Here is a 24,429-nt window from a genome sequence, read left to right as displayed (position 1 = left end):
GTAAGGGGAACCGCGGTGGGGACACGCCGCGGGTTAGGCAGGAGGGGCCGTGGCTCCGCGCAAGCTGGGATTCTGGCGACGGTTCGCGGCGTATCTGTGCATCCCGGTGTTGAAGGTCTGGACGAAGCGGACCTGGACCGGGATGGCGAACATCCCGCCGACCGGCGGCGTCATCGTCGTGCCCAACCACGTGTCGCACTTCGACCCGCTGGTGGTGGCGCACTACATCTACGGCCTCGGCCGCTGGCCACGCTTCCTCGGCAAGGCGAGCCTGTGGCGGGTGCCGGTGATGGGCCCCTTCCTGCGCAAGGTGCAGCAGATCCCGGTCGAACGCGGCAGTGTGGAAGCGGTGAAGTCGCTCGACGTCCTGATCGACGCCATCCACCAGGGCGGCGTCGTGGTGATCTACCCGGAGGGCACCACCACCCGCGACCCGGACCTCTGGCCGATGCGCGGCAAGACCGGCGCGGCCCGGCTGGCCCTGGTCACCGGCGCGCCGGTGATCCCGGTGGCCAACTGGGGCGCGGAGCGGATCTTCGACCCGCGGACGAGCCGGCTGAGCCTCCGGCCGCGGACGCCGGTGACGGTCCACGCCGGTAAGCCGATCGACCTGTCCCGCTGGAACGGCGCTACCCCGAGCCGGGCCGTGCTCGAGCAGATGACCGAGCACATCATGCTCGAGATCCAGGATCTGGTGGGCGAATTGCGCAACGAACAACCACCGACCGGCCTCTACGAACGGCCCTCGCGGCGGGCCGGCGCGACGGGAGATGCGGGATGAGGCGTGCCACCGTTCTCGGCTCCGGAGCCTGGGGCACCGCGTTCGCCAAGATGCTGGCCGAGGCGGGCAGCGACGTGAGCATCTGGGCCCGGCGCGAGTCGGTCGCCACCGAGATCCGCGAGCGGCACGTCAACGAGGGCGCGCTGCCGTCGGTCACGCTGCCCAAGGAGATCACCGCCACCAGCGACCTGGCCGAGGCACTCGACGGCTCGTCGCTGATCGCCATCGCCGTGCCGTCCCAGACGCTGCGGGCCAACCTCGCCGAGTGGGCCGGCCACTTCGCGCCCGACTCGACCCTGATCTCGCTGATGAAGGGGATCGAGCTCGGCACCACCAAGCGGATGAGCCAGGTCATCGTCGAGACCGCCCGGGTCGACGCCGACCGGGTGGTGGTCGTCACCGGGCCCAACCTGGCTCCCGAGATCGCCGCCGAGCAGCCGGCCGCGACCGTGGTGGCGGGCACCGACCTCGCCCGCTGCCGGGCCGTCCAGCAGGCCATCGCGCTGCCCTACCTCCGGCCGTACACGAGCGAGGACGTGATCGGCTGCGAGATGGGCGGCGCCGTGAAGAACGTCATCGCCCTCGCCTACGGGATGACCATCGCGATGGGCCTGGGCGACAACACCCGGGCCTCGCTGATCACCCGCGGCCTGGCCGAGACCGCCCGGCTGGGGGTGGCCCTCGGCGCCGACCCGCTGACCTTCGCCGGCCTGGCCGGCCTCGGCGATCTGGTCGCCACCTGCTCGTCGCCGCTGTCGCGCAACCGCACCTTCGGCGAGCAGCTGGGCAAGGGCAAGACGCTCGAGGAGGCCCAGGTGGCCGCGCGGCAGACGGCCGAGGGCGTGAAGAGCTGCCTGGCGATCCGCGACCTGGCCCGGGCGGCCGGCGTCGAGATGCCGATCACCGAGCAGGTCGAGCGGGTCTGCCACGAGGGCGCCGACCCCCGCGTCGCGGTCCGCATGCTGATGGGACGGGAGATCAAGCCGGAATGAGTTATTCGGATGGCACCCGGGCGGTGCACGCCGGGCTGCCCGAGAAGCCGGCCGTCGGCGATCCGTTCCTGGCCGGGCCGGTCTTCGCGGCGCCGTTCCACCTCGACCCGGTCAGCGGTCCCGGCGAGACCAACTACGCCCGCACCGAGCACCCCACCCGCGGCGCGCTGGAGTCGGCGATCGCAGAGCTCGAGGGCGCGCCCACGCTGGTCTTCTCCAGCGGTCAGGCGGCGATCACCGCGCTGCTGCTCTCGGTGCTGCGCGCCGGCGACACGCTGGCCCTGCCCGCCGACGGCTACTTCACCGTCCGCGCGTTCGCCGAGGGAACCCTTCGGGAGCTGGGCGTGGCGTCGCTGCCGGTGCCGACCTCCGGGCCATATCCGGATTTCTCGGGCGTACGCCTGGTGCTGCTCGAAACCCCCGCCAATCCCGGCCTCGACGTGTGCGACATCACCGCCGTGTCGGCCGCGGCGCACGCGGCCGGGGCCCTGGTCGCGGTGGACAACACGGCCGCCACGCCGCTCGGCCAGAACCCGCTCGCCCTCGGCGCCGACGTCGTGGTCGCCTCCGGCACCAAGGCGCTGACCGGCCACTCCGACGTGCTGCTCGGCTATGTGTCCAGCGGCGACGGCGTGCTGCTCGACAAGGTGGAGACCTGGCGCCGGCAGACCGGCGCGGTGCCGGGCGCGTTCGACTGCTGGCTGGCGCACCGCTCGATCGCGACCCTCGACCTGCGGCTGGCCCGCCAGACCGAGAACGCGGCCGCGGTCGCGACCCTGCTCGCGGCCCGCCCGGACGTGACCGGCGTGCGCTGGCCGGGGCTCGAGTCCGACCCGTCCTATGCGGTGGCCCGGGCGCAGATGCGGCGGATCCCCGGCATCGTCTCGTTCGACCTGGGCTCGGCCGAGCGGGTGGCGCGCTTCCTGACCGCGGCCGAGCTGGTCTTCGCGGCCACCTCGTTCGGCGGGGTGCACACCACGGCCGACCGGCGGGCGCAGTTCGGCGACGACACCGCACCGGGATTCGTGCGGCTGTCCTGCGGCATCGAGGACCCGGCCGATCTGGTCGCGGATCTCACGGCGGCGCTCGACCGGGCCTGAGCCGCCGGGCGATACCGTGCCCGGATGGGTTGGGACAGCTTCTCCGGTGACGAGGTCGCGGCGCTGACGCAGGGCGAGAGCTTCTTCGCCGATCCGGGGGAGCGGGTGTGCCCGGCGTGCGGCGAGCGCCGTCTCCGGGCGTACGTGCAGAACCCGGAGAATGCCCGCCGCCCGACCCTGGTCAGTTATGTCTGGTGTGCCGGCTGCCGCAAGTTCGTCGGAACCCGGGCCAAGCACCCGGCCGGCCTGGTCTTCTCCGACCCGCTCGCCGTCCTGACCGGCCCCGAGCGCCGGGAGCTGGAGCGCAGCCTGGTCGGCTTCCTCGCGCATCTCGACCGGCTCTGGGACGACGGCGTGCTGCCGCAGTCCTTCGCCGCCTGACCCGTCCCCCTTGTCTCCGGTGGCGCGCTGGTTCTATGGTTCCTTACATGAGTAATGAACCGCAGAACTAGGGAGGCTCCGGTGTTCGACGACCGCAGCCCGATCTATCTGCAGATCGCCGACGGGATCAAGAACGACGTCCTGAGCGGAGCCCTCAAGGAGGACGAACAGATCATGTCCACCAATCAGTACGCGTCCTTCTACCAGATCAACCCGGCCACCGCGGCCAAGGGTTTCGCCCAGCTCGTCGAGGAGGGCGTGCTCTACAAGCGGCGCGGCATCGGCATGTTCGTCAGCCCCGACGCCCGGGAAAAGCTCCGGGCCGACCGGCGGGAGCGGTTCTTCGCCGAGGTGGTCGACCCGATGCTGGCCGAGGCGAAACGCATCGGCATCGGCGTCGACGAGATCGTCCGGCATCTCGGCGGTGCGCGATGATCGAGCTGCACGGTCTCACCGTGCGATACGGCTCGACGGTCGCCGTCGACGACGTGCACCTCGACCTGCCCACCGGCAAGATCTACGGCCTGCTCGGGCGCAACGGCTCGGGCAAGACCAGCCTGCTCAGCGCCCTCGCCTCCTATCGGCGCCCGGCGAGCGGCACGGTCCGCATCGACGGCGCCGACGCGTTCGAAAATCCGGCCGTGATGCGGCAGACCTGCTTCATCCGCGACACCCTCGACGTCAACGACTCCGAGCGGGTGCGCGCGGTGCTGTGCTTCGCCGGCTGGATGCGCCCGGGCTGGGATGCCGGCTACGCGGCCCGGTTGACCGACCTGTTCGAGCTCGACCCGCGCAAGCGCATCTCGGCCCTGTCCCGCGGCCAGCGATCCGCCCTCGGCGCGGTGCTCGGCCTCGCCGCCCGCGCCCCGCTGACCATCCTCGACGAGACCTACCTCGGGATGGACGCGGTCGCCCGCAGCCACTTCTACCGCGAGCTGCTCGCCGACTACCTGGCCCGGCCGCGCACGATCATCCTCTCCACCCACCTGATCGAGGAGGTCGCCGACATCCTCGAGCGGGTGATCATTCTGGACCGTGGCCGGGTGCTGCTGCACGAGGAGGCCGACGAGCTGCGCGGCCGCGGCGTCACCGTGACCGGGCCGGCCGAGGCGGTCGGCACGTTTGCCGGCGGTCATCCGGTGCTCGGCGAGCGGAGTCTCGGCGGGGTGCGGGAGGTCACGCTCGACTGGCGGCCCGAGCCGGCCGACGTGGCCCGCGGCGAGGCGGCCGGGCTCACCTTCGGCCCGGTCGGCATCCAGGACCTGTTCATCCACCTCACGTCAGCGTCGCAGCGGCTGGAGGCCGTCCGATGAGCGTCCACCACGCCCTGTTCCGCATCTACCGGCCGATCATCATCCCGTTCGCCGCCATCCTGATCACCGTCGACCTGGTCATCTCCGGTCTGGTCGTGTTCGGGGCCGGCCACCTCGACTTCAGCATGTGGCTCGTGCTCGCCGGCAACGCCGCGAAATACTGGCTGCTGGTCGTCGGCATCATGCTGGTCGTCATGCAGCTGCGCCAGTTCGTCGCGAACGGCGCGACCCGGCACGAGTTCCTGACCGGCGCCGCGATCTTCGGCCTGATCCTGACCGCCGCCTTCTCGGCGGTCGTGGTGCTCGGCCACGGCCTGGAGAGCGTGCTGCTCGGCGCGGCCGACCGGCGCGGCGGCGGTTACCCGGTGCTCTCCGCCACCGGCATGCTGAGCGAGTTCGGCCAGGTGTTCCCCGAGGCAGTCGGCTATATGACTTCCGGCGCGCTGATCGCGGCGGGCTTCTACCGCTGGCGCCCCCGGATCGGCCTGGCCGTCATGCTCGGCGGCGCGATCCCGGCCGGGGTGGCCGACGCCCTGCTCGGCGTCGACGAGTTCGGTGACATGACGGCGCTGCTGCCCTATGCGGCCGCGCTGGCCCTGTCGCTGGCGGCCACGGCCCTGGCTGCCTGGGCGTTCCATCGGGTGATCAGCGACGTCCCGATAAAACGAACAGCCGGCTAGCGCGGCCGGCCGCGACCTACCTCGGTCTGCTTCGACCACCTCGGTCTGCTCCGACCTACCTCGGTCTGCATCGGCCTGCATCAGCCGAAAGGCAGAGCCGGGCGGTGACATCCAGTCGAAGGACCTATGGTCCGTCCACATCGCTGACGCGCAGGATCGGCGGGCGTGGTCGTTGCACCGACACGCCATGCTGCTTCACAGGTGGGCGAAAGGAAACGCACAGATGTCGACGGAGCGGCTGTCCGAATCGGTGGCGGGGACGCAGGCGACCCCGGGCAGCCGGGACGACGAGGGGGAGGGGCTCACCCGTTGGGTGCGCCCGCCGTCGTCGCGGCGCACGGTGGCCCGGCTCGTGCAGTTCGTCGGCCTGATCGACGCCGTGATCTGTGTGCTGGCGCCCCGGCACCACCGTTTCGTGCTGCTCGCCGACATGGTGCCGACCGCCGGCATGCTCACCGCCCGGGTCGCCACCGGCGTGGTCGGCGTCCTGCTGCTCTACCTCGGCGCCGGTCTGCGCCGCGGCAAGCGCCGGGCCTGGCAGCTGGCCCTCGTGCTCTCCCTGGTCAGCATCGCCCTGCACCTGGTCAAGGGCGGCCCGGTGCCGACCGTCTTCGCGGGCGTGATCGTCGCGCTGCTGGTGGCCAAGCGCGACGAGTTCACCGCCGGCGGTGACCCGGGCAGCCGGTGGCGGGCGGCCAAGGCCTGCGCGACGTTCCTGGGCGCCGGCTTCGTGCTCGGCTTCGCCGAGATCGCCGTCCGGGTCAACCGCCTCGACGGTCGCCCGGGTGTGCTGAGCTGGGCCGCGCACGCCGCGCTCGGCCTGATCGGGGTGACCGGCCCGGTCCAGTTCCAATACCCTCTGGGCGCTTTGACCGTGGCGGTCACCACCGGCGCGTTCGGCCTGCTGGCCTTCGGCCTGGGCGGGTTCCTGCTGCTGCGGCCGAGCACCGGCCGGCGGGCCACCGACGCGGAGGCCCGCGCCCGCCTGCGCGAGATGCTCGACCGGCACGACGACGGCGACTCGCTGGGCTACTTCGCGCTGCGCGCCGACAAGCAACTCGTCTGGGCGCCGTCCGGCCGGGCCGCGGTGGCCTACCGCATGGTCAACGGCGTCGGCCTGGCCTCGGGCGACCCGATCGGCCTGCCCTCGGAGTGGCCGCGCGCGATCGGGAAATACCTGGCCGAGTGCGCCGAGCACGGCTGGACCCCGGCCGTGCTCGCCTGCGGCACCGCCGGCGGGCGGGCCTACCAGAAGGCCGGCCTCGACGTCATCGAGCTCGGCGACGAGGCGATCGTCGACGTGGCCGGCTTCGCCCTGCAGGGCCGGTCGATGCGCGGCGTCCGGCAGGCCGTCGGCCGGATGCGCCGATCCGGCTATTCCTGCACGGTGGTCCGGCAGCGCGACCTGGCACCCGAGGCCCTGGTCGAGGCGGTGGCCTGCGCCGACGTCCTGCGCGACGGCAAGGTCGAGCGCGGTTTCTCGATGGCGCTGTCCCGCCTGGGCGACCCGGCCGACGGCGACTGCCTGCTGGTGCTCTGCCGCGACGAGCACGGCGCCCTGCGCGGCCTGCTGCAGTTCGTGCCGTGGGGCCGGCGCGGCCTGTCCCTCGACCTGATGCGCGGCGACCGCACCGCCCCCAACGGCCTCACCGAGCTGATGGTCGTCTCGGCGATCGAGGCCGCCCCCGACGCCGGTGTAGACCGCATCTCCCTGAACTTCGCGGTCCTGCGCTCAGTCTTCGCCCGAGCCGAGGAGCTGGGCGCCGGCCCGGTGACCAGACTCTGGTGCCGAATCCTGCGATCAGCGTCCCGCCTGTGGCAGATCGAATCCCTGTACCGGGCAAACGCGAAATACCAGCCGTCCTGGCAGCCCCGCTTCCTGTGCTTCCCCTCAGCCCGAGACCTGCCCCGCATCGCGGTGGCCGCCCTGAGCGCCGAGTCCTTCCTCCCCGGCCGAAGCACCCACCAGGAGCTCACCGCCGCCCCCACCCTCGCGGAGCCGGTCGCCGCCCCCACCCCCACGGATCCTGCAGCCCGCCTTGCCCGCTCGACGCTTGCTGCCGACCCTGCCGACCCTGCCGGCCCCGAGCCTGGCCCTGCGCGGCGGAGGCCCGCGGCCGATGCTGCCCGCCCGGAGCTTGCCGCGGGCGCTGCGCTGCCGGGGCGTGGCGCCGACCCTGCCCGCCCGGAGCTTGCCGCCGACCCTGGCGGCCCTGAGTCTGTTGCCGCCCCTGCACGGCGGAGGCCCGCAGCCGGCGCTGCCCGCCCTGAGCTTGCCGCAGGTGCTGCCCGCCCGGAGTCTGCCGCCGGCCTTGCCGGTTCGGAGTCTGGCGCCGGCCATGCACTGCGGAAACCTGCGGCCGACTCTGCTCGGTCGAAGCCTGGCGCCGGGTCGGCGGCGTGAGTCTGGTCGGGCTGCCGCTGATTCTGCTGACCTGGGCGCTGGCGATCGGCGCGGTCGCCGCGACGGTGCGTGGGTGGCGGCTTGCCGGCCGGTGGCGGATGCCGGTGCGGATCGTCGGGCTGGTCGTGGTCGAAGCGCTGGTGGTGGCCGGCGCCGGCCTGATCGTCAACCGGCAGGACAGCTTCTACCCGTCCTGGCAGGCGCTCGGCGGCGCGGCGAGTGTCGTCACCGTTCCGTCCACGTCGGCCGGCCGGCTCGACGGCACGCTCGATTCACACGCCGCGGTCACCTGGTCGCCGCCGGAGGCCGCGGCCTGGCACCTGGCGGCCGCGCCGCAGTTGATCGCGCCGTCCGACTACGCCGCGACACCCGCCCGCACGTTCCCGGTCATCCTCGTGCTGACGACTACGACCGAGGCGGCGGAGATCCGCCCGGCCGCCGGAGCGTTGACCGTCGCCCTGGCACCGACCGCCGACACCACGGTGGCGGCCCTCGCCGACCTGTCCGGTCGCCTCGCCCGGGACGCCCGGGTCACCGACCGGTTGGTGATCCTCGCTGACGGGCCGTGGGCGAGCCTGGCCGCCGGCTGGCCCGGCCGCCCTCCGGTGATCGCCGGGCACACCGCGGCGGACTTCGAGCGGGCCACCCGCGACCTGCCGGCACCGCTGGCCGCTCCGGAAGAGCTGCCGTCATGAGGTTCGACCGGCCGTGGGTGATCGCGGTGAGCGTGCTGGTCGTGCTGGCTGCCCGGGAAGAGGTGCCGTCGTGAGGATCGACGGGCCGTGGACGGTCGCGGTGAGCCTGCTGGTCGTCCTGGCTGCCACCGCCGGGCTGGCCCTGTGGTGGGACCGTGCGCGTCTTCTCGGCCGGGCCGCGCTGATCGTCACGGTCGTGCTCGGCGTCGTGGCCGCGTCGGCGGTCGAGGTCAACCGCCTCACCGAGACCTACCCGAGTTGGAGCGCGCTTACCGGCGACGAACCGGAACCGCCGGCGCCGGAGCAGGCGACGCCCGAGACCACCGCGGAGCCGGGGAAGGGCCGGCTCGTGACCTATCAGGTGCCCGGGCCGGCCAGCGGCATGAACATGCCGATGACGGTCTACCTGCCCGCGGCCTATTTCACCCCGCCGGACCGCGACCTCGACTTCCCGGTGATCGAGGCGCTGCACGGCTATCCCGGCACGCCGCAGTCCTGGATCCGGCGGATCGACATCGCCGGGCGGCTCGACCGGGAGATCGCGGCCGGGCGGATGGCGCCCACCGTGGTGCTCCTGCCGTACCAGACACCCGACCGCCTGCTCGACACCGAATGCACGAACATGGTCGGCGGGCCGCAGTCCGAGACGTACCTGACCAAGGATGTTCCCGACTGGGCGCGCGCTCACCTGCATGTTCGCCGGGATCGCGCCGGCTGGGCGCTCACCGGCTACTCGGCGGGGGCGTTCTGTGCGATGAACCTGCTGCTCAAGCACCCGGACCAATACGCTGCCGCGGCAAGCCTGTCCGGTTACGCCGATCCGGGCATCAAGGTCGGTGACCACAGCGAGAAGACGACCAACAACATCGCCTGGCGGCTGAGCCACCTCCCGCGCCCATCGGTCGCCATGTGGGTCGGCTGGGCCGACGACGACGTCGACGCCCGGGACGGCTCGCGGCGCATCGTCGAGCTGGCGAAGCCGCCGCTCAGCGTGGTCAGCGCGGTCGTCCCGCACGGCGGCCACAGCCACGCGGTCTGGCGCCAGATGGACGGCCCGGCGTTCGACTGGCTGTCGGCCCACCTGGCCCGCCCGGCCCGGTGCACCGCCGACTCAAAGCGCTAGTCCCCGACGCGCCAGATCTGGGCAGCCCAGATCTGGGCAGCCCAGATCCGAACGCGCCAGATCCGAACGCGCCAGATCCGAACGCGCCAGATCCGAACGCGCCAGATCCGAACGCGCCAGATCTGGGCTGCCGGATCTGGGTAGCTAGATCTGGCTGGCCATCACGGCTAGATCTGGGCGGTGCGGTGGGCGGACAGCTCGTAGAGCCAGTCGCGGGTGACCGGCATCTCCGAGCCGCCGGTCACCCGGCGCAGGGCGTCGCCCGGAGCGATGCCCAGCAGCACGAGCGTCGTGCAGGCCAGCAGCGTGGACCGGCCGACGCCGCCGAAGCACTGCGTCGCCACGAACCGGCCGGCCCGCACGTGGGCGGCCAGCCGGCCGGCCAGGACGACGACCCGGGCCGCCTCCTCGCGGATGGCGCCGTCGGCGGCCGGGAACGAGACGAAGTCCAGCCCGAGGGCAGCGGCGGTGGCCGCGGTGCCGGCCAGTCCCATCCGCTGCTGCTCGACGGTGGTCAGCGCGGAGACCAGCACGGTCACGCCGGTGTCGGCCAGAGCGGTCAGTTCCTCCGCCTCCCAGCCGTCGCCGCGAGGGTGTGCGATCGTCGCCAATTGGCCGGAACCCAGCCCGGCGATCACGTGGAGTGATGCTCTCATGAACCCGTAGTTCCCTCGTCCCGTGGCGGCGGCCGGGTGATCCCGTGAGTGGCTTACGCAGAGTAGGGTCACCCCCGGCATGCCCGCTAGCGAGAGGCGCGAAGAAAAGTGACGACTCCCCGGAAGACCCGCGTCGCGATCGTTTTCGGTGGCCGAAGCACCGAGCACGCGATCTCGTGCGTGAGCGCCGGGAGCATCCTCCGCGCGCTCGACCCGGACCAGTTCGAGGTGGTTCCGGTCGGCATCACCCGGGACGGCGCCTGGGTGCTGGCCGGCGACGATCCGGCCAACCTGGCGATCACTGACCGGCGGCTGCCCGAGATCACCACGGCCAGCGGCAGCGCGGTGGTCCTCGCCGCCGACCCGACCGCGACCGAGCTGATCGTGCGTGACCCGGTCGACGGCGTCTCCTCGCTGGCCGGCGTCGATGTGGTCTTCCCGGTGCTGCACGGCGCCTTCGGCGAGGACGGCACCATCCAGGGCATGCTCGAGATGGCCGGCATCCCGTACGTCGGGGCCAACGTCTTCGCCTCGGCCGCCGCCATGGACAAGGAATTCACCAAGAAGCTGGCGATCGTCGAGGGCATCCCGGTCGGGCCGTACGCGGTGCTCCGGGCCGGTGCCGAGCTGTCCGAGGCCGACAAGGAGCGCCTGGGCCTGCCGGTCTTCGTGAAGCCGTCGCGGGCCGGCTCGTCGCACGGCATCACCAAGGTGACCGACTGGGCCGACCTCGATACGGCTATCGCCACCGCCCGGCAGATCGACCCGAAGGTGCTGGTCGAGGCCGCGATCGTGGGCCGCGAGATCGAGTGCGGGGTGCTGGAGGGCGAGGCCGGTGGCGCCCCCGAGTCGTCACTGCTCGCCGAGATCCACGTCGGCGACAACGACTGGTACGACTTCGAGACCAAATACCTCGAGGGCAGCCGCTACGACATCCCGGCCGATCTGCCCGATGAGGTAACCCGGCAGGTCCAGGAGTACGCGCGGCGCACCTTCACCGCCCTCGACTGCGCCGGCCTGGCCCGGGTCGACTTCTTCGTCACCGCCGACCACCAGATCTACCTCAACGAGATCAACACGATGCCGGGCATGACGCCGACCTCGATGTTCCCGCTGATGTGGGCCGCGACCGGGCTGGAATACCCGAAGGTCGTGGACCGCCTGATCCGCACCGCGCTTCGTCGCGGGACCGGCCTTCACTAAAAGCGGGGCCTTCACTAAAAGCGGGGCCTTCACTGACTGCAGCCGGAGGGCACGCCCTTCGTCGTCGACCTGATCGTCTTGACCACGGCGTCGGAGAACTCGTTCGCCCACTGTGCCGTCTGCTGATAGCTGCCCGGCACGGTCACCTGCACCGCGACCTCACGGTCCATCGTGGTGAACACGTCGGCGGCCGGGCCGTCCTCGCCCCACCAGCAGACGCCGTTCATCTTGTACATGGTGGCGTCCAGCGGCACGCAGCCGTCATGCCCGCCGTCCACCCGCTCGCACATGGTGGGCTGGGTGATCCCGCAGGCCACGGTGATCGGGGGTTCGCCGTAGGCGGCGTTCTGCTCGGGGCCGGCGCTCACCTTGCGGCCCGGCAGATCACGCACCGCCGTCGGCAGCTGCGAGGTCACCGCCAGGCAGACCTGCTTGGTGGAAGCGTCCAAACTGGGCGCGGCCATCCGCACCGCGGTGGTCGGAATGACCGCCGGCACGGTCGCCGACGGGTGGGCCTGGGCGTCCGCGTTCTCGTGCGGCGCCATCTTCCAGAAAACGAAGACACCCACGAGCAGGGTCACCGGAACGGCGATCGCGGTGGCCCAGATGGCGGCACCCCGCGTCGTCGTGTCCGGCGTCTTCCGCTCCGGCGGTGTCTCTACGTCGACCATGCTCAGAGGTTTATCACGGCTCAGAGGTTTACCACGGAGCAGGTCAGGGTCCGCATGATGCCCAAGACGTTCTGGACTTTGCTCACAATCAGCCCACCGAGGTCGTCCACGGTGTGCGCTTCGGCCAGCACGACCACGTCATACGGTCCGGTGACCGCGTCCACCCGGATGACCCCGGGGATTTTGCCTATCTCGGCGGCCACGTCATGGGCCTTTCCGACCTCTGTTTGGATCAGGATGTATGCCTGGACCACGATCCGCTCCCTATCCACCGCCAGCCGTAACTCGAACGTGAAACTACCGTAAGAATCCATACGGCTGCGGCTTGCCACCGGTACGGAAAGGCTGCACACAGTGAGCATTGCCGACATCGGCGAGTTCGGGCTCATCGCCCGGGTCGTCGCGCGGCTCGAAAACGGTCCGAAGGTGCTGCTCGGCCCCGGTGACGACGGTGCGGTAGTGGCCGCGCCCGACCGCCGGGTGGTGGCCTCCACCGACGTGCTGGTGGAGGGCCGGCACTTCCGCCGCGACTGGTGCACGGCCCTCGACATCGGGCATCGGGCCGCCGCCGCCAACCTGGCCGACATCGCCGCGATGGGTGCCGAGCCGACCGCGTTGCTGGTGGCGTTCTGCGCACCCGCCGACCTCGCCGCCGAGTGGGCGGAGGACCTGGCGTCCGGCCTGTCGGCCGAGGCCGCCCTGGTCGGGGCGAGCGTGGTGGGCGGCGACATGTCGTCGAGCCCGACCCTGACCATCGCGGTCACGGCGCTGGGCGATCTGGGCGGTCGGCCTCCGGTGGTGCGCGGCGGGGCTCAGCCGGGCGACATTCTTGCCCTTGCGGGGCGTACGGGTCACGCCGCGGCCGGTTACACGATCCTTTCCCGGGGATTCCGTACGCCGAAGGCGCTGGTCGAGGCATACCGGCGACCCGAGGTGCCGTACGCGGCGGGACCGCTGGCTGCGCAGCACGGCGCCACCTCGATGATCGACATCTCGGACGGCCTGCTGCAGGACGTCGGGCACATCGCCGCGGCCAGCCTGGTCGCCATCGACGTGCGCACCGACGCGTTCACCGTGCCCGGCCAGATGCGGGACGCGGCCACGGCGCTCGGCCTCGACCCGTTCCAGTGGCTGCTCGCCGGCGGCGAGGACCACGCCCTGGCGGCGACGTTCCCGGCCGGGGTGCCGCTGCCGGAGGGCTGGCAGGAGATCGGCCGGGTGTTCGACGGCGCCGGTGTCACGGTCGACCGCAAGCCGTGGTCGGGCGCGCCGGGCTGGGACCACTTCCGCTGAGGCCACCCTCACTCCGCGGGACCCGCCACTCCGCCGACCTGAAATTGGCTCACTAAAGTCGGATCGTGCAAGAGATCAAGATCAGGACGGCGGACTTCGGTGAGCCGGTGGTCCGCGCCCTGCTCGTCGACGTCCTGGACGAGCTTTCCGAGCGGTACGGCGGCAGCGGTGACGACACCCCGATCGGCGACGACGACTTCAGGCCGCCGAACGGGGTGTTCTTCGTCGCCGACGACGGGGAGAGGCTGATCGGCTGCGCCGGCTGGCGGCGGCACGGCGCCGACGCCGAGCTGAAGCGGATGTTCACCGCGCGGGCCGGTCGCGGGCGTGGCCTGGGCCGTCGCATGCTCGCCACGATCGAGGAGTCGGCCCGTCAGGCCGGGTGCGCCCGGCTGATCTTGGAGACCGGGGACCGGCAGCCCGAGGCGATCGCCCTGTACGAGTCGGCCGGCTACGTCCGCATCGAGGACTTCGGCTACTACCAGGGCGAGGAGGGCGTACTCTCGTACGCCAAAATGCTTTGACCTGAAGGCACACAAATAGCCGCCGGGTTTTTGGCCCGGCGGCTGATGTGTCTTATGCCCGAATCAGGCGCGGACGACCTTGCCGGCCTTGATGCACGAGGTGCAGACCTTCAACTTCTTGGTCGTGCCGCCACCGGCGGGGGTGCGCACCGACTGGATGTTCGGGTTCCAGCGGCGGTTGGTCCGCCGGTGCGAGTGGGACACGTTGTGGCCGAAGCCCGGTCCCTTGCCACAGACGTCGCACACGCTAGCCACGGGGTACTCCTGAAGTCATTAAAAGCGAACGAAGGGCCCTAGCGACACACAGCACATCGCCCGGGCAACCCGGCAAGGTTACCCGATGGTCCCCCCGGACAGCGAATCGCCCCCGCTCAGGGTGCGGCCCCCGGAGATTGTCAGGGGGCGTTAGTACGATTTTCGCGTGCTGGAGACCCTGGACGCCGCTGCGGTACGCCGCTGGTGCGGTGGTGGGCTGGAAGCGCTGCGCGCACACCAGCACGAGATCGATGAGCTGAACGTCTACCCGGTGCCCGACGGTGACACCGGCACCAACCTGGTTCTCACCCTCACCTCGGCCCAGCTGGAGCTCGAGGGCGCCGGCGAGATGCCCGCGACCTCGGCCACCGAGCGGGAGCCGAGCGGTGCCCTGCGCCGGATGGCCCGGGGTGCGCTGCTCGGCGCCCGGGGCAACTCCGGCGTGATCGTCTCGCAGATCCTGCGCGGCATGGCCGAGAGCCTGGCCACGTCGGTCGCGGTCCGCGGCGGCGAGCTGGCCCGGGCGCTGCGCTCGGCGTCCGAGGCGGCCTACGCGGCGGTGGCCCGCCCGGTCGAGGGCACCGTCCTGTCCGTGGTGGCGGCCGCGGCCGAGGGCGCGGGCCGGATCAAGTCCGACGACCTGGTCGCGGTGGCCCGCGCCGCCGCCGCGGCGGCTTCCGAAGCCCTGGCCCGCACCCCGCAGCAACTCCCGGTCCTGGCCCGCGCGGGCGTGGTCGATGCGGGCGGCCGCGGCCTGTGCCTCCTGCTGGACGCCCTGGTCGCCGCGCTGACGCCGACCGACGGCGCCGCCGCGGACGCGGACGCGGACGGAGCTTGCGCGGCCGGAACGCCCGGCGCGGGTGATGACGGCATGGCCGGCGTGAGCGCGGCGTGGCATACCGAAGCCGTCGACGACGGCCGCGCGGTGGCAGCGCTGGCGACCGAGGCAGCGCTGGCGACCGAGGCCGCGCCGGCGCCCGACGCCGCACCGGCACAGGCACCGGGTGACGGAGTCGCGCCCGATGAGTATGAAGTGCAATACCTTCTGGACGCGCCCGATGCCGCCGTCGGCGCGCTGCGGCGGGAGCTCGACGCGATGGGTGACTCGCTGGTCGTGGTCGGCTCCGGCGACGGCATCTGGAATGTCCACGTGCACGTGCCGGCCGAGCGGATCGGCCCGGCCCTGGAAGCGGGCGTGGCCGCCGGCCGCCCGCACCGGATCACGGTCACCCCGCTGACGCCCGGCCGCACCCACGGCCTGGCCGCCGCGGAGCGTCCGATACCGCGGCGGCGCGGAGCCGTGGTGGTCGCGGCCGGCGACGGGCTGACCGCGCTGTTCGAGGCCGAGGGTGCCACCGTCGTCGACCGCAACCCGTCGATCCGGGAGATGATCGGGGCGATCGCGGCCACCCGGGCCGGGTGCGTGGTGCTGCTGCCCAACGACGCCAACACCCACGCCGTGGCGATCGCGGCCGCTCGCGAGGCCGAGGGTTCGGGCGTGCGGGTCAGCGTGGTGCCGACCCGCTCGCCGGTGCAGGCCCTCGCGGCGCTCGCGGTGCGGGACACCGGGCGCCCGTTCAGCGACGACGTCATCGCGATGGCCGAGGCGGCCGGCGCCTGCCGTTACGGCGAGGTCTGCACCGCCCAGCGCGACTCGCTCACGGTGGCCGGCCCGTGCCGGGCCGGCGACCTGCTCGGTCTGGTCGACGGCGAGGTGCACGTGATCGGCGCCGACCTGGCCGAGGTGAGCCGCCGCCTGCTCGACCGGATGCTCGGCGGTGGCGGCGAGCTGGCCACCCTGGTCCTCGGCGCGGACGCCCCGATCGCCCTGGAGGCCACCCTGCGCGACCACGTCACGCAGGCATGGCCGTTCGCCGAACTGCAGTGTTACGCCGGCGGGCAGCCCCGCTACCACCTTCTAGTAGGAGTGGAATGAGCGAGCCGATCACCACCCCGACCACCCCGACGCCGCCCACGACGACGGTGACCCCGCTGCGCGCGGTGCTGGGGGAGAAGACCGCGAAGGCGCTCGCCACCCACCTGGAGCTGGAGACCGCCGGCGACCTGATCTATCACTTCCCGCGCCGCTACGACGAGCGCGGCGAGCACACCGACATGCGTGACCTGCAGATCGGCGAGCAGGTCACGCTGCTCGCCCAGGTGCAGTCGATGAGCGTGAAGCCGATGCGGGCCCGCAAGGGCAACATGCTGGAGATCACCATCGGCGACGGTTCGGGTGCGACGCTGACCTGCACGTTCTTCAACCAGGCGTGGCGCGAGCGGGAGCTGCGGCGCGGCCGGTGGGGCCTGTTCGCCGGCAAGATCACCGACTTCCGGGGGAAGCGCCAGCTGAACGGCCCGGCCTACCAGTTGCTGAGCGCCGACGCGACCCAGGACGAGGCGGCCGAGGAGATCGAGGAGTTCGCGGGCGCGCTGATCCCGGTCTACCCGGCCGCGCAGGCGGTGCCGACCTGGGTGATCGCCAAGTGTGTGCGCACGGTTCTGGACACGTTCCGGCCGCCGGACGATCCGCTGCCCGGCACGGTCCGGGCCAACCGCCACCTGGTCGGCATCGGCACCGCCCTGCGCGAGATCCACCGCCCGTCCTCGAAGGAGGCGCTGTATTCCGCGAAATACCGGCTGAAGTGGGACGAGGCCTTCGCCGTCCAGCTCACGCTGGCGCAGCGCCGGGCCCGTGCGGCCGGCACGCCGGGCCACGCGCGGCCGCGGATCGAGGGCGGCATCCTGGCGAAGTTCGACGCCGGCCTGCCGTACGAGTTGACCGAGGGCCAGCAGTCGGTCGGCGAGGAGATCGCGGCCGACATGGCGAAGCCGCACCCGATGCACCGCCTGTTGCAGGGCGAGGTCGGCTCGGGCAAGACCCTGGTGTCGGTGCGCGCCATGCTCCAGGTGGTCGACTCGGGCGGCCAGTCGGCCCTGCTCGCGCCGACCGAGGTGCTGGCCACCCAGCATTTCCGGGGCATCGGCGAGCAGCTCGGCGCGCTCGGCCGGGCCGGTGAGATCGACGGCGACCCGGGCGGCACCCAGCTCACCCTGGTCACCGGTTCGCTCGGCGCGGCGGCCCGGCGGGCCGCGCTGGCCAAGGTCAAGGACGGCACGGCCGGCATCGTGGTGGGCACGCACGCCTTGCTGTACGAGGGGGTCGACTTCCACGATCTGGGCCTGGTGGTGGTCGACGAGCAGCACCGGTTCGGGGTGGAGCAGCGGGACGCGTTGCGGGCCAAGGCGGCCGTCCCGCCGCACGTGCTGGTGATGACGGCGACGCCGATCCCGCGCACGGTCGCGATGACCGTCTACGGCGACCTGGAGACGTCCACCCTGTCGCAGCTGCCCAAGGGCCGGTCGCCGATCGCGTCGCACGTGGTCCCGCCGGAGCGCCCGGCCTTCCTCGACCGGGCCTGGCAGCGGGTGCGCGAGGAGGTGAAGGCCGGCCACCAGGCGTACATCGTCTGTCCCCGGATCGGTGCCGCCGAGAGCGAGGAAGGGGAGGAGGAGCCGCCCGGCGACAACGAACCGACCCGCCGCCCGCCGCTGGCGGTCACCGAGGTCGCGCCGCTGCTGGCCGAGGGCCCGCTGCGGGGCCTGCGGATCGCGGTGCTGCACGGCAAGCTGCCGGCCGACGAGAAGGACGCGGTGATGCGCTCCTTCGCGAAGGGCGACGTGGACGTGCTGGTCGCGACGACGGTGATCGAGGTCGGGGTGGACGTGCCCAACTCCACCGTGATGATCATCATGGACGCCGACCGGTTCGGCGTCTCTCAGCTGCACCAGCTGCGCGGCCGGGTGGGCCGGGGCTCGGCCCCCGGCATCTGCCTGCTGGTCACCGAGTCGGTGGAGGGAACGGCCGCCCGGGAACGACTGGACGCGGTGGCCTCCACGACGGACGGTTTCCGCCTCTCCGAGATCGACCTGGAGCAGCGCCGCGAGGGTGACGTGCTGGGTGCGTCGCAGTCCGGCCGGCACTCGCACCTGCGCCTGCTGTCGCTGCTACAGGACAGCAAGCTGATCACCGAGGCGCGAGCCGAGGCCACCGAACTGATCGGCGACGACCCCGATCTGACGAAATATCCGGCGCTCGCCGCCTCGGTGGCGGCGCTGGTCGACGAAGAACGCGCCGAGTATTTGGAGAAGGGATGATCCTGCACATCTGCCCCCGGGCCACCTGGGAGGACGCACTCACCAAGGGCGTCTACGAGGGCGACACGCTCGCCACCCAGGGCTATATCCACTGCTCCACGGCCGAGCAGGTGAGCGGGCCGGCGACGGCGCTCTTCCGCGGCCGGCCCGACCTGCTCCTGCTGCACATCGACGAGTCCCGCCTGCCGGTCGAGGTGACCTGGGAGGAGGGCGACCCGCCGCACCCCGACGGCAATCTCTTCCCGCACATCTACGCCGCGCTGCCGCTCGACGCGGTGGTGGCGGTGACCGAGTACCACCCGGACGCGGACGGCACGTTTTCGAGGCCGACCGGCCTCTAGCAAAGACAGTCGACCGGCCTCTAGCAACGACAGTCGACCGGCCTCTAGCAAAGACAGTCGACCGGCCGTCAGCAAAGCAAACGTCCGCGCCGGCCGTCAGCAACAGAAAGGGCGCGCTGATCCAGGATCAGCGCGCCCTTCTCGGTCAGCTGCAGCGTCAGGCGGTGAACTTCACCTTGCGGCGACGGGCCATGAAGAACAGGCCACCACCGACGGCCAGCAGGGCCGCGGCGCCACCGGCGATGCCACCCGCGGCGGCACCGGTGACGGGCAGGCCGCCACCGCCACCGTTGGAGTCACAGTCCGCCGGGGTCTCGTACGCGATGCTCGCGGCCTCGTCCTCGTAGCCCTTCGGGGTGGCCGTGACGGTCAGCCCCTCGGACGCCGGGAACTCGACCGTGCCGGTCGCGCCGGGCTTGACCGTGATGGTCTTCGAGTCGCCCGTGGACGGCTTGAAGGTCACCGTGATCGACTCGGGCCAGTCCTTCGGCACCTCGAGGCCCACCGTGAACGTGTCACAGGTGTTGTCGTAGATGAACTGCGGCTCCTTCGCCGGGCTCGGCGTCTCGGAGCCACCCGACGGCGTGGCGGTGACCGACGGCGTGGTGGTCGGCGCCGTCGTGGGCGGCGTGGTCGGACCGGTCGTCGTCGCCGTGGTCGGCGGAGTCGTCGGCCCGGTCGTCGGGTTGGTGGTCGGCTTGGTCGGCGGGTTCGTGGTCGGCCCGGTGGGCGGCGTGGTCGGCCCCTCCGGCTTGCACAGGTTGTGCGGCTTGCGGACCGAGTTGTCGCTCCAGCTCACGTAGCCGCCGCCGTTCCACTCCCAGGTGCCCTGGAGTGCGATGCGGGCGCTCTCGGCGTCGGCCGGCAGCTTCTGGGTGCCGGTCAGGACGCCGTCCTTCTCCTTCGGCAGGAAGGAACCGACCTCGATGCCGGTCAGCGTCGACGAGGACGGCTGCAGCTTGACCTCAGTGATCTTGCCGGCGATGTCCCACTCGCTGTTCTTGACCTGCCACTCGACGACCCAGGAGCCGTCGGCGTTCGCGCACTTGCTGATGGGAGTGATTTCGGTTTCGCAGGCCAGCGCGGGCGCGGCGAAGGCCGCGACGCCGGCGAGACCCAGGAACGCTCCGCCGATGACCGTCGCGGAGCGCCGAAGCTTGGATTTAAGCAGGTTCACGCCTACTCCTGTGTTGGGGATCAGGGGGCGGCGAGGAAGCGAAGGGCCGACGCCAGGACGGAGGCGAGGCCGCCGACGACGCCTCCCCACGTCGTCGTCGACACGGTGCCGTAACTACCGTGCAACGGGGGATGACGATAGCTACTTACGTCTATCTACGAAACGCCTCAGCGGACGTTAAGCCTGTTGATACTGATCCGTGATCTTCCATCTACCGAGCGACGTTTCTCCGCTGCTGAGCGTGTCCGTCGTCTGGGGATTTGTTCACACGCCGATTGCCCTGTGTGAGTGGTGCAGTAGCGTCGAGCGGTGCTACCCAACGACCCCGGAGGGGCCGCATGACCAGGATCATTGCCGGTGTGCACGGTGGCCGCCGGCTCGCCGCTCCGGCCGGTGCCGGCACCCGGCCCACTTCGGACCGTGTTCGTGAAGCGTTGTTCAGCGCCCTCGAGTCGATGATCGACCTGGAGGGGGCGCGATTCGTGGATCTTTATGCCGGTTCGGGCGCCGCCGGTCTGGAGGCTCTGTCCCGGGGAGCTTCCTACACGCTTCTGGTCGAATCGGACGCTCGCGCCGCCCGCACGATTCGCGACAACATCGCGACGCTGAAGGTCGGTTCCGCGGCCCGGCTCGTCACCGGCAAGGTGGCCCAGGTTCTCGACAGCCCGCCCGAGGGTGGCCCGTTCGACGTCATCTTCGCCGACCCGCCGTACGCGGTGACCGCCGACGAGATCCTCGAGTTGCAACAGGATCTGGTGGCGAACGACTGGCTCACCAAGGACGCCGTGATCGCGATCGAGCGGCCCCGCCGGGGTGGCCCGATGAATTGGGTGGAAGGCGTCACTGCCGACCGCAGTAGGCGTTACGGCGAGACTACTCTTTGGTACGGTCGCCGATCATGAGACGAGCGGTGTGTCCCGGCTCCTTCGACCCGGTCACCAACGGTCACCTCGACATCGTCGGGCGGGCCAGCCGGCTGTTCGACGAAGTGATCATCGGCGTTCTGATCAACCAGTCGAAGACCGGCCTGTTCGCCATCGAGGAGCGCATCGAGATGCTCCGCGAGGCAACCGCGGAGTACGAGAACGTGCGGGTCGCGTCGTTCCACGGCCTCCTGGTGGACTTCTGCAAGTCCCAGGGTGCGGCCGTGGTGATCAAGGGTCTGCGGGCGGTCAGCGACTTCGATTACGAGTTGCAGATGGCGCAGATGAACATCGGCCTGTCCGGCGTGGAGACGCTGTTCATGCCGACGAATCCGCTTTACTCCTTCCTGTCTTCCAGTCTTGTCAAAGACGTGGTCAAGTGGGGTGGCGACGCGTCGGCGTACGTCCCGGACTTCGTCGGCGAGCGGCTGGTCGCGCGTCTCAAGCAGAACTGACCGCTCCCGGCGCGCCGGAAACGGCTGCGACGGTCGCGCAGTAACGTGATCGCACCACGCTCCGTGGGTGCTAGATGACGGGAGTGAGAGACCGGTGGATCCGCTCGACAGCATCGACGAGATCATCGAACGCGTCCAGGATGCGCGATCCGTCCCGATGTCGCGGCCGAACTTCATGTACGACCGGGCCGAGATGATCGATCTTCTCGACGCGCTCCGGTCGGGCCTGCCGTCCGAGATCCGCAAGGCCGCCGCCGTGCTCGACGAGCGCGACCGGATCATCGAGGCCGGCCGCCGCGAGGCCGACCGGATCATCAGCGAGGGTGAGACGGAACACGCTCGGCTCGTCTCGGTCAACGAGATCACCGTCTCCGCCGAGCACGAGGGCGCCCGGATCATCGCCGAGGCCCGCGGTGAGGCCCAGCGCCTGCGTGAGGAGGTCGACGACTACGTCGACACCGCGCTGGCCAACTTCGAGCAGTTCCTGACTCGGGCGCTCGCGTCGATAGAGCGCGGCCGAGATAAGATGCATGCGCTACGCGAGATCGGGACTTTCCAGGGCGAGGACAGTGAACGTCCCCTCCCGTTCTGAACACCCGATTCGACGCTGCACCAGCAGCCCAGGTATTCTTTTCCGTCGGCCTACCTTCGGCTGAGGATCTCAACACCATGCCAAAGTCACCAAAGAGTCACCTGAATCCCAGGCAGCCGCTTGTCGTCGATACGACCAAGCTTCCGCGGCAGCCTGGTGCGACGCGTGCCCTCGAACGGGTGATCCCGGCACCGGCGGACCTCAGCCTGGAGATGATCTCGGTCCTCGAGGGGTCGGACGTCGAGCTCGATCTCGTGCTCACGTCGGTCTCCGAGGGGGTCTACATCAGTGGCAGCGTCCGTGGCTCGCTCTCGGGCGAGTGCGGCCGCTGCCTCAACGAGATCAACCAGTCCTTCGACGTCTCGATCGCGGAGCTGTTCGCCTACGAGGACAGCACTACCGAGGAGACGACCGACGAGGACGAGGTCGGCCGGATGCAGGGCGACCTGATCGACCTGGAGCCGGCGGTCCGGGACGCGGTGGTGCTCGCACTGCCGAACACCCCGCTCTGCCGGCCGGACTGCCCAGGCTTGTGCCCCGAGTGCGGGGTGCATTTCGACGACCTTCCGGCTGATCACAGCCACGAGGAAGTCGATTCCCGCTGGGCCGCTTTGCGCAACCTTCAAGGATCTGAGGAGTAGGAACCGTGGCCGTCCCGAAGCGCAAGATGTCGCGCAGCAACACCCGGTCCCGCCGGGCGAACTGGAAGGCGACCGCGGTTGCGACCGTGGCCTGCCCCCAGTGCAAGTCGCCGAAGCTGCCGCACACCGCTTGCTCGGTCTGCGGCACCTACAACGGCCGCCAGGTCCTCGAGGTCTGAGACCACGAGGAGTGACGCGCCCGATCGTCGGGCGGGTCGCACCTGGGTTACGGCGAACCACCGGCACGCCGGCTCCGGATTCGGAGTCGGCGACCGCGCGGATCGCCGTCGACCTCCTCGGCGGGGACCACGCTCCCGCCGTCGTGGTTGACGGCGCTCTGCGTGCCTTCCAGGCCGATCCGTCCCTTCATCTGTTGCTGGTCGGCCCGCCCGAGGCTGCCGACCGGATTCGTGCTGCCGTGGATCCGGCGCACCACGCTCGCCTGAGCGTGCTGACCATCGAAATCACGGCGGGCGAGCACGGCGCGGACGCGCCGGCTCCGACGGCCCAAGACCTTGCCGATGCTTGCGTACGCGCTGCCGTCGGCGCCGTGGCCGACGGCCTGGCCGATGCCGTCGTCTCGGCCGGCAACACCGCCGTGATCGTCGTGTCGGCCGCCCGGGTGCTCGGCCGCTGGCCCGGCGTGCGCCGCCCACCCCTGACCGCCGTGCTGCCCAGCGCCGCCGGCCGTCTCGTCCTGCTCGACGTGGGTTCCGCCGTCGACCCGGACAAAGAGTTCGTCGTCATGCACGCGCGCCTGGGCGCCGCCTTCGCCGCCGTGGTGCACGAGATCGCCGCACCCCGGGTCGGTCTGCTCACCATCGGTACCGAACAGGGCAAGGGCGACCGCCTGCGCCGCGCCCTCCCGCCGCTGCTGGAGGCCGCCGACCTGCCGGCCGGCGCCCGCTACGTGGGCCTGATCGAGGGCAACGACGTCGTGACCGGCGACGTGGCCGACGTCGTGGTGACCGACGGCTTCACCGGAAACATCCTGCTCAAGGGCCTGGAGACGGCGTACGCCCGGCTCGGCCCGCCCGGCGACCCGGACGCCGTCCCGCCCCGCGCCGCCATGCTGCTCGGCGTCGGCGGCACCGTTGTCGTCTGCCACGGCGCCGCATCCGGCCCCGACCTCGCGGCCGGCCTCGCGCTCGCCGCCCACCTGCACCGACGCGCCGCGGTAACGGCGATGGTCGATCACGTCGTTAACGACAAGCAGATCCCGCACAACGAGGTGTCCCATGATGGATAAGCGCCGCCGGCCCCCCACCCTCCCGCTGGAGGAGGCGTTCGGAGTCCCCTTCGAACCCCCGCTGCTGGAACGAGCCCTCACCCACCGCTCGTACGCGTACGAGAACGGCGGTCTGCCGACCAACGAGCGGCTGGAGTTCCTGGGCGACTCGGTGCTCGGTGTGGTGATCACGTCCGCGCTCTACCACAATCACCCGGACCTGCCCGAGGGTCAGCTCGCCAAGCTGCGGGCCAGCGTGGTCAACATGCACGCGCTCGCCGACGTGGCCCGCAGCCTGGGCCCGCACGGCCTCGGCCCGCACCTGCTGCTCGGCAAGGGCGAGGAGACCACCGGCGGCCGGGACAAGGCGAGCATCCTGGCCGACACCCTCGAGGCGCTGCTCGGCGCGATCTACCTGGAGCACGGCCTGGACACCGCGGGCGAGGTGATCCACCGGCTGTTCGACCCGCTGATGGCCGAGTCGGCCGGCCGCGGCGCGGCGCTCGACTGGAAGACCAGCCTGCAGGAGCTCACCGCGGCGCTCGGCCTGGGCGTGCCGGACTACGTGATCGAGGACTCCGGCCCCGACCACGCCAAGACCTTCACCGCCTGGGTGGTGGTGGCCGGCGAGCGGTACGGCGGCTCCGAGGGGCGCAGCAAGAAGCAGGCGGAGCAGCGGGCCGCCGCGGCCGCGTGGCGCACCCTGAACGACCGGGGCAACGAGGCCCCGGACGAGGCCGAGACCCTGGACGACCAGAAGCGGGATGACGACCAGAAGCGGGATGACGACCAGAAGCGGGATGACGACCAGAAGCAGGACGACGATCAGAAGTGAGCGTCGCG

Annotated in this window: 28 protein-coding genes; 23 read left to right on the top strand and 5 right to left on the bottom strand. The window is 71.4% G+C overall.

The features are described from left to right. Positions 1-49 precede the first annotated feature (49 nt). The 10 genes from Adu01nite_RS01660 (at position 50) to Adu01nite_RS01615 (ending at position 9,469) form a co-directional block, all read left to right on the top strand. Complete coding sequence (locus tag Adu01nite_RS01660) at positions 50-781, top strand: lysophospholipid acyltransferase family protein (protein WP_203724405.1); 732 nt, start codon at positions 50-52, stop codon at positions 779-781. After that, positions 778-1,773 carry an NAD(P)H-dependent glycerol-3-phosphate dehydrogenase gene (locus Adu01nite_RS01655; RefSeq protein ID WP_203724404.1) on the top strand — a complete coding sequence of 332 codons (996 nt, stop codon included), beginning with the start codon at positions 778-780 and terminating at the stop codon, positions 1,771-1,773. Before Adu01nite_RS01660 ends, Adu01nite_RS01655 begins: the two co-directional genes overlap by 4 nt. Then, on the top strand, positions 1,770-2,873 hold the full coding sequence (locus tag Adu01nite_RS01650; protein ID WP_203724403.1) for a cystathionine gamma-lyase: 1,104 nt from the start codon (positions 1,770-1,772) through the stop codon (positions 2,871-2,873). The genes Adu01nite_RS01655 and Adu01nite_RS01650 overlap by 4 nt, the downstream gene beginning before the upstream one ends. Positions 2,874-2,897: 24 nt before the next feature. Then, positions 2,898-3,254: a hypothetical protein gene (locus Adu01nite_RS01645; protein ID WP_203724402.1), complete on the top strand. Its 357-nt coding sequence runs from the start codon at positions 2,898-2,900 to the stop codon at positions 3,252-3,254. An 81-nt stretch (positions 3,255-3,335) separates the two neighbouring features. Next, the gene (locus tag Adu01nite_RS01640; RefSeq protein ID WP_203724401.1) at positions 3,336-3,689 is read left to right on the top strand and encodes a GntR family transcriptional regulator; all 354 of its coding nucleotides are present in this window, start codon (positions 3,336-3,338) and stop codon (positions 3,687-3,689) included. Further along, entirely contained in the window at positions 3,686-4,567 is an 882-nt protein-coding gene (locus Adu01nite_RS01635; RefSeq protein WP_203724400.1) for an ABC transporter ATP-binding protein, read from the top strand. Before Adu01nite_RS01640 ends, Adu01nite_RS01635 begins: the two co-directional genes overlap by 4 nt. After that, positions 4,564-5,247: a hypothetical protein gene (locus Adu01nite_RS01630; RefSeq protein ID WP_203724399.1), complete on the top strand. Its 684-nt coding sequence runs from the start codon at positions 4,564-4,566 to the stop codon at positions 5,245-5,247. Before Adu01nite_RS01635 ends, Adu01nite_RS01630 begins: the two co-directional genes overlap by 4 nt. 223 nt (positions 5,248-5,470) lie before the next feature. Next, entirely contained in the window at positions 5,471-7,651 is a 2,181-nt protein-coding gene (locus tag Adu01nite_RS01625; RefSeq protein ID WP_239132053.1) for a phosphatidylglycerol lysyltransferase domain-containing protein, read from the top strand. Then, a complete protein-coding gene (locus tag Adu01nite_RS01620) occupies positions 7,648-8,346 on the top strand; it encodes a hypothetical protein (RefSeq protein ID WP_203724398.1) in 699 nt (232 codons plus the stop codon). The genes Adu01nite_RS01625 and Adu01nite_RS01620 overlap by 4 nt, the downstream gene beginning before the upstream one ends. A 70-nt stretch (positions 8,347-8,416) precedes the next feature. Continuing rightward, a complete protein-coding gene (locus tag Adu01nite_RS01615) occupies positions 8,417-9,469 on the top strand; it encodes an alpha/beta hydrolase (protein WP_203724397.1) in 1,053 nt (350 codons plus the stop codon). A gap of 167 nt (positions 9,470-9,636) precedes the next feature. Here Adu01nite_RS01615 and Adu01nite_RS01610 read toward each other — a convergent pair whose 3' ends face one another. After that, the gene (locus tag Adu01nite_RS01610; RefSeq protein ID WP_203724396.1) at positions 9,637-10,125 is read right to left on the bottom strand and encodes a protein-tyrosine phosphatase family protein; all 489 of its coding nucleotides are present in this window, start codon (positions 10,123-10,125) and stop codon (positions 9,637-9,639) included. 108 nt (positions 10,126-10,233) lie between these two features. Here Adu01nite_RS01610 and Adu01nite_RS01605 point away from each other — a divergent pair, with 108 nt between their 5' ends. Beyond that, positions 10,234-11,328, top strand: coding sequence for a D-alanine--D-alanine ligase family protein (locus Adu01nite_RS01605; RefSeq protein WP_203724395.1), 1,095 nt, complete (start codon positions 10,234-10,236; stop codon positions 11,326-11,328). Positions 11,329-11,357: 29 nt separating this feature from the next. Here Adu01nite_RS01605 and Adu01nite_RS01600 read toward each other — a convergent pair whose 3' ends face one another. Beyond that, the gene (locus Adu01nite_RS01600; protein ID WP_203724394.1) at positions 11,358-11,999 is read right to left on the bottom strand and encodes a DUF3515 family protein; all 642 of its coding nucleotides are present in this window, start codon (positions 11,997-11,999) and stop codon (positions 11,358-11,360) included. Positions 12,000-12,019: 20 nt separating this feature from the next. Next, positions 12,020-12,253, bottom strand: coding sequence for an Lrp/AsnC ligand binding domain-containing protein (locus tag Adu01nite_RS01595; RefSeq protein ID WP_203724393.1), 234 nt, complete (start codon positions 12,251-12,253; stop codon positions 12,020-12,022). A 100-nt stretch (positions 12,254-12,353) separates the two neighbouring features. Between Adu01nite_RS01595 and Adu01nite_RS01590 the strand changes: the two genes are divergently transcribed. Then, complete coding sequence (locus Adu01nite_RS01590) at positions 12,354-13,292, top strand: thiamine-phosphate kinase (protein ID WP_203724392.1); 939 nt, start codon at positions 12,354-12,356, stop codon at positions 13,290-13,292. A 65-nt stretch (positions 13,293-13,357) separates the two neighbouring features. Further along, positions 13,358-13,816, top strand: a complete 459-nt coding sequence (locus Adu01nite_RS01585; protein ID WP_203724391.1) for a GNAT family N-acetyltransferase — start codon at positions 13,358-13,360, stop codon at positions 13,814-13,816. 63 nt (positions 13,817-13,879) lie between these two features. Here Adu01nite_RS01585 and rpmB read toward each other — a convergent pair whose 3' ends face one another. Beyond that, entirely contained in the window at positions 13,880-14,071 is a 192-nt protein-coding gene (rpmB, locus tag Adu01nite_RS01580) for a 50S ribosomal protein L28 (RefSeq protein ID WP_026207002.1), read from the bottom strand. A gap of 166 nt (positions 14,072-14,237) precedes the next feature. Here rpmB and Adu01nite_RS01575 point away from each other — a divergent pair, with 166 nt between their 5' ends. Genes Adu01nite_RS01575 through Adu01nite_RS01565 form a run of 3 tightly spaced genes read left to right on the top strand, consistent with a single transcriptional unit; the run spans position 14,238 to position 18,570 of the window. Next, positions 14,238-16,007: a DAK2 domain-containing protein gene (locus Adu01nite_RS01575; protein ID WP_203724390.1), complete on the top strand. Its 1,770-nt coding sequence runs from the start codon at positions 14,238-14,240 to the stop codon at positions 16,005-16,007. Continuing rightward, positions 16,004-18,229 carry an ATP-dependent DNA helicase RecG gene (recG, locus tag Adu01nite_RS01570; protein ID WP_203724389.1) on the top strand — a complete coding sequence of 742 codons (2,226 nt, stop codon included), beginning with the start codon at positions 16,004-16,006 and terminating at the stop codon, positions 18,227-18,229. The genes Adu01nite_RS01575 and recG overlap by 4 nt, the downstream gene beginning before the upstream one ends. Beyond that, positions 18,226-18,570, top strand: coding sequence for a DUF952 domain-containing protein (locus Adu01nite_RS01565; RefSeq protein ID WP_203724388.1), 345 nt, complete (start codon positions 18,226-18,228; stop codon positions 18,568-18,570). The genes recG and Adu01nite_RS01565 overlap by 4 nt, the downstream gene beginning before the upstream one ends. A gap of 157 nt (positions 18,571-18,727) precedes the next feature. Here the strand turns inward: Adu01nite_RS01565 and Adu01nite_RS01560 are convergent, their stop codons facing one another. Continuing rightward, on the bottom strand, positions 18,728-19,747 hold the full coding sequence (locus tag Adu01nite_RS01560) for a cell wall anchor protein (RefSeq protein ID WP_203724387.1): 1,020 nt from the start codon (positions 19,745-19,747) through the stop codon (positions 18,728-18,730). Between the two features lie 338 nt (positions 19,748-20,085). Here Adu01nite_RS01560 and rsmD point away from each other — a divergent pair, with 338 nt between their 5' ends. The 7 genes from rsmD (at position 20,086) to rnc (ending at position 24,421) form a co-directional block, all read left to right on the top strand. Next, the gene (gene rsmD, locus Adu01nite_RS01555; RefSeq protein ID WP_203724386.1) at positions 20,086-20,649 is read left to right on the top strand and encodes a 16S rRNA (guanine(966)-N(2))-methyltransferase RsmD; all 564 of its coding nucleotides are present in this window, start codon (positions 20,086-20,088) and stop codon (positions 20,647-20,649) included. After that, positions 20,646-21,125 (top strand): pantetheine-phosphate adenylyltransferase, encoded by a 480-nt coding sequence (gene coaD / locus Adu01nite_RS01550; RefSeq protein WP_203724385.1) that lies wholly within the window; start codon positions 20,646-20,648, stop codon positions 21,123-21,125. The genes rsmD and coaD overlap by 4 nt, the downstream gene beginning before the upstream one ends. Before the next feature lie 94 nt (positions 21,126-21,219). Beyond that, positions 21,220-21,717 (top strand): SPFH domain-containing protein, encoded by a 498-nt coding sequence (locus Adu01nite_RS01545; protein ID WP_203724384.1) that lies wholly within the window; start codon positions 21,220-21,222, stop codon positions 21,715-21,717. A gap of 77 nt (positions 21,718-21,794) precedes the next feature. Continuing rightward, a complete protein-coding gene (locus Adu01nite_RS01540; RefSeq protein ID WP_203724383.1) occupies positions 21,795-22,358 on the top strand; it encodes a YceD family protein in 564 nt (187 codons plus the stop codon). Positions 22,359-22,363: 5 nt separating this feature from the next. Then, complete coding sequence (rpmF, locus tag Adu01nite_RS01535) at positions 22,364-22,537, top strand: 50S ribosomal protein L32 (protein ID WP_203724382.1); 174 nt, start codon at positions 22,364-22,366, stop codon at positions 22,535-22,537. Between the two features lie 23 nt (positions 22,538-22,560). Beyond that, positions 22,561-23,607, top strand: a complete 1,047-nt coding sequence (locus Adu01nite_RS01530; RefSeq protein WP_438871061.1) for a phosphate acyltransferase PlsX — start codon at positions 22,561-22,563, stop codon at positions 23,605-23,607. Continuing rightward, positions 23,597-24,421: a ribonuclease III gene (gene rnc / locus Adu01nite_RS01525; RefSeq protein WP_203724380.1), complete on the top strand. Its 825-nt coding sequence runs from the start codon at positions 23,597-23,599 to the stop codon at positions 24,419-24,421. The genes Adu01nite_RS01530 and rnc overlap by 11 nt, the downstream gene beginning before the upstream one ends. Positions 24,422-24,429: the final 8 nt, after the last annotated feature.

Source organism: Paractinoplanes durhamensis, from assembly GCF_016862175.1.
In the GTDB taxonomy this organism is placed as follows: Bacteria; Actinomycetota; Actinomycetes; order Mycobacteriales; family Micromonosporaceae; genus Actinoplanes; species Actinoplanes durhamensis.
Note: the sequence above shows the minus strand (reverse complement) of the source record. Positions and strands in the feature narration are given on the sequence as shown.

What these genes read in the sequence shown, in the direction of transcription:
- Adu01nite_RS01655 (WP_203724404.1), top strand. Translation starts at nt 778, where the DNA reads ATGAGGCGTGCCACCGTTCTCGGCTCCGGAGCCTGGGGCACCGCGTTC.
- Adu01nite_RS01650 (WP_203724403.1), top strand. Translation starts at nt 1,770, where the DNA reads ATGAGTTATTCGGATGGCACCCGGGCGGTGCACGCCGGGCTGCCCGAG.
- Adu01nite_RS01645 (WP_203724402.1), top strand. Translation starts at nt 2,898, where the DNA reads ATGGGTTGGGACAGCTTCTCCGGTGACGAGGTCGCGGCGCTGACGCAG.
- Adu01nite_RS01635 (WP_203724400.1), top strand. Translation starts at nt 3,686, where the DNA reads ATGATCGAGCTGCACGGTCTCACCGTGCGATACGGCTCGACGGTCGCC.
- Adu01nite_RS01630 (WP_203724399.1), top strand. Translation starts at nt 4,564, where the DNA reads ATGAGCGTCCACCACGCCCTGTTCCGCATCTACCGGCCGATCATCATC.
- Adu01nite_RS01625 (WP_239132053.1), top strand. Translation starts at nt 5,471, where the DNA reads ATGTCGACGGAGCGGCTGTCCGAATCGGTGGCGGGGACGCAGGCGACC.
- Adu01nite_RS01610 (WP_203724396.1), bottom strand. Translation starts at nt 10,125, where the DNA reads ATGAGAGCATCACTCCACGTGATCGCCGGGCTGGGTTCCGGCCAATTG.
- Adu01nite_RS01600 (WP_203724394.1), bottom strand. Translation starts at nt 11,999, where the DNA reads ATGGTCGACGTAGAGACACCGCCGGAGCGGAAGACGCCGGACACGACG.
- recG (WP_203724389.1), top strand. Translation starts at nt 16,004, where the DNA reads ATGAGCGAGCCGATCACCACCCCGACCACCCCGACGCCGCCCACGACG.
- Adu01nite_RS01565 (WP_203724388.1), top strand. Translation starts at nt 18,226, where the DNA reads ATGATCCTGCACATCTGCCCCCGGGCCACCTGGGAGGACGCACTCACC.
- rsmD (WP_203724386.1), top strand. Translation starts at nt 20,086, where the DNA reads ATGACCAGGATCATTGCCGGTGTGCACGGTGGCCGCCGGCTCGCCGCT.
- coaD (WP_203724385.1), top strand. Translation starts at nt 20,646, where the DNA reads ATGAGACGAGCGGTGTGTCCCGGCTCCTTCGACCCGGTCACCAACGGT.
- Adu01nite_RS01540 (WP_203724383.1), top strand. Translation starts at nt 21,795, where the DNA reads ATGCCAAAGTCACCAAAGAGTCACCTGAATCCCAGGCAGCCGCTTGTC.
- rnc (WP_203724380.1), top strand. Translation starts at nt 23,597, where the DNA reads ATGATGGATAAGCGCCGCCGGCCCCCCACCCTCCCGCTGGAGGAGGCG.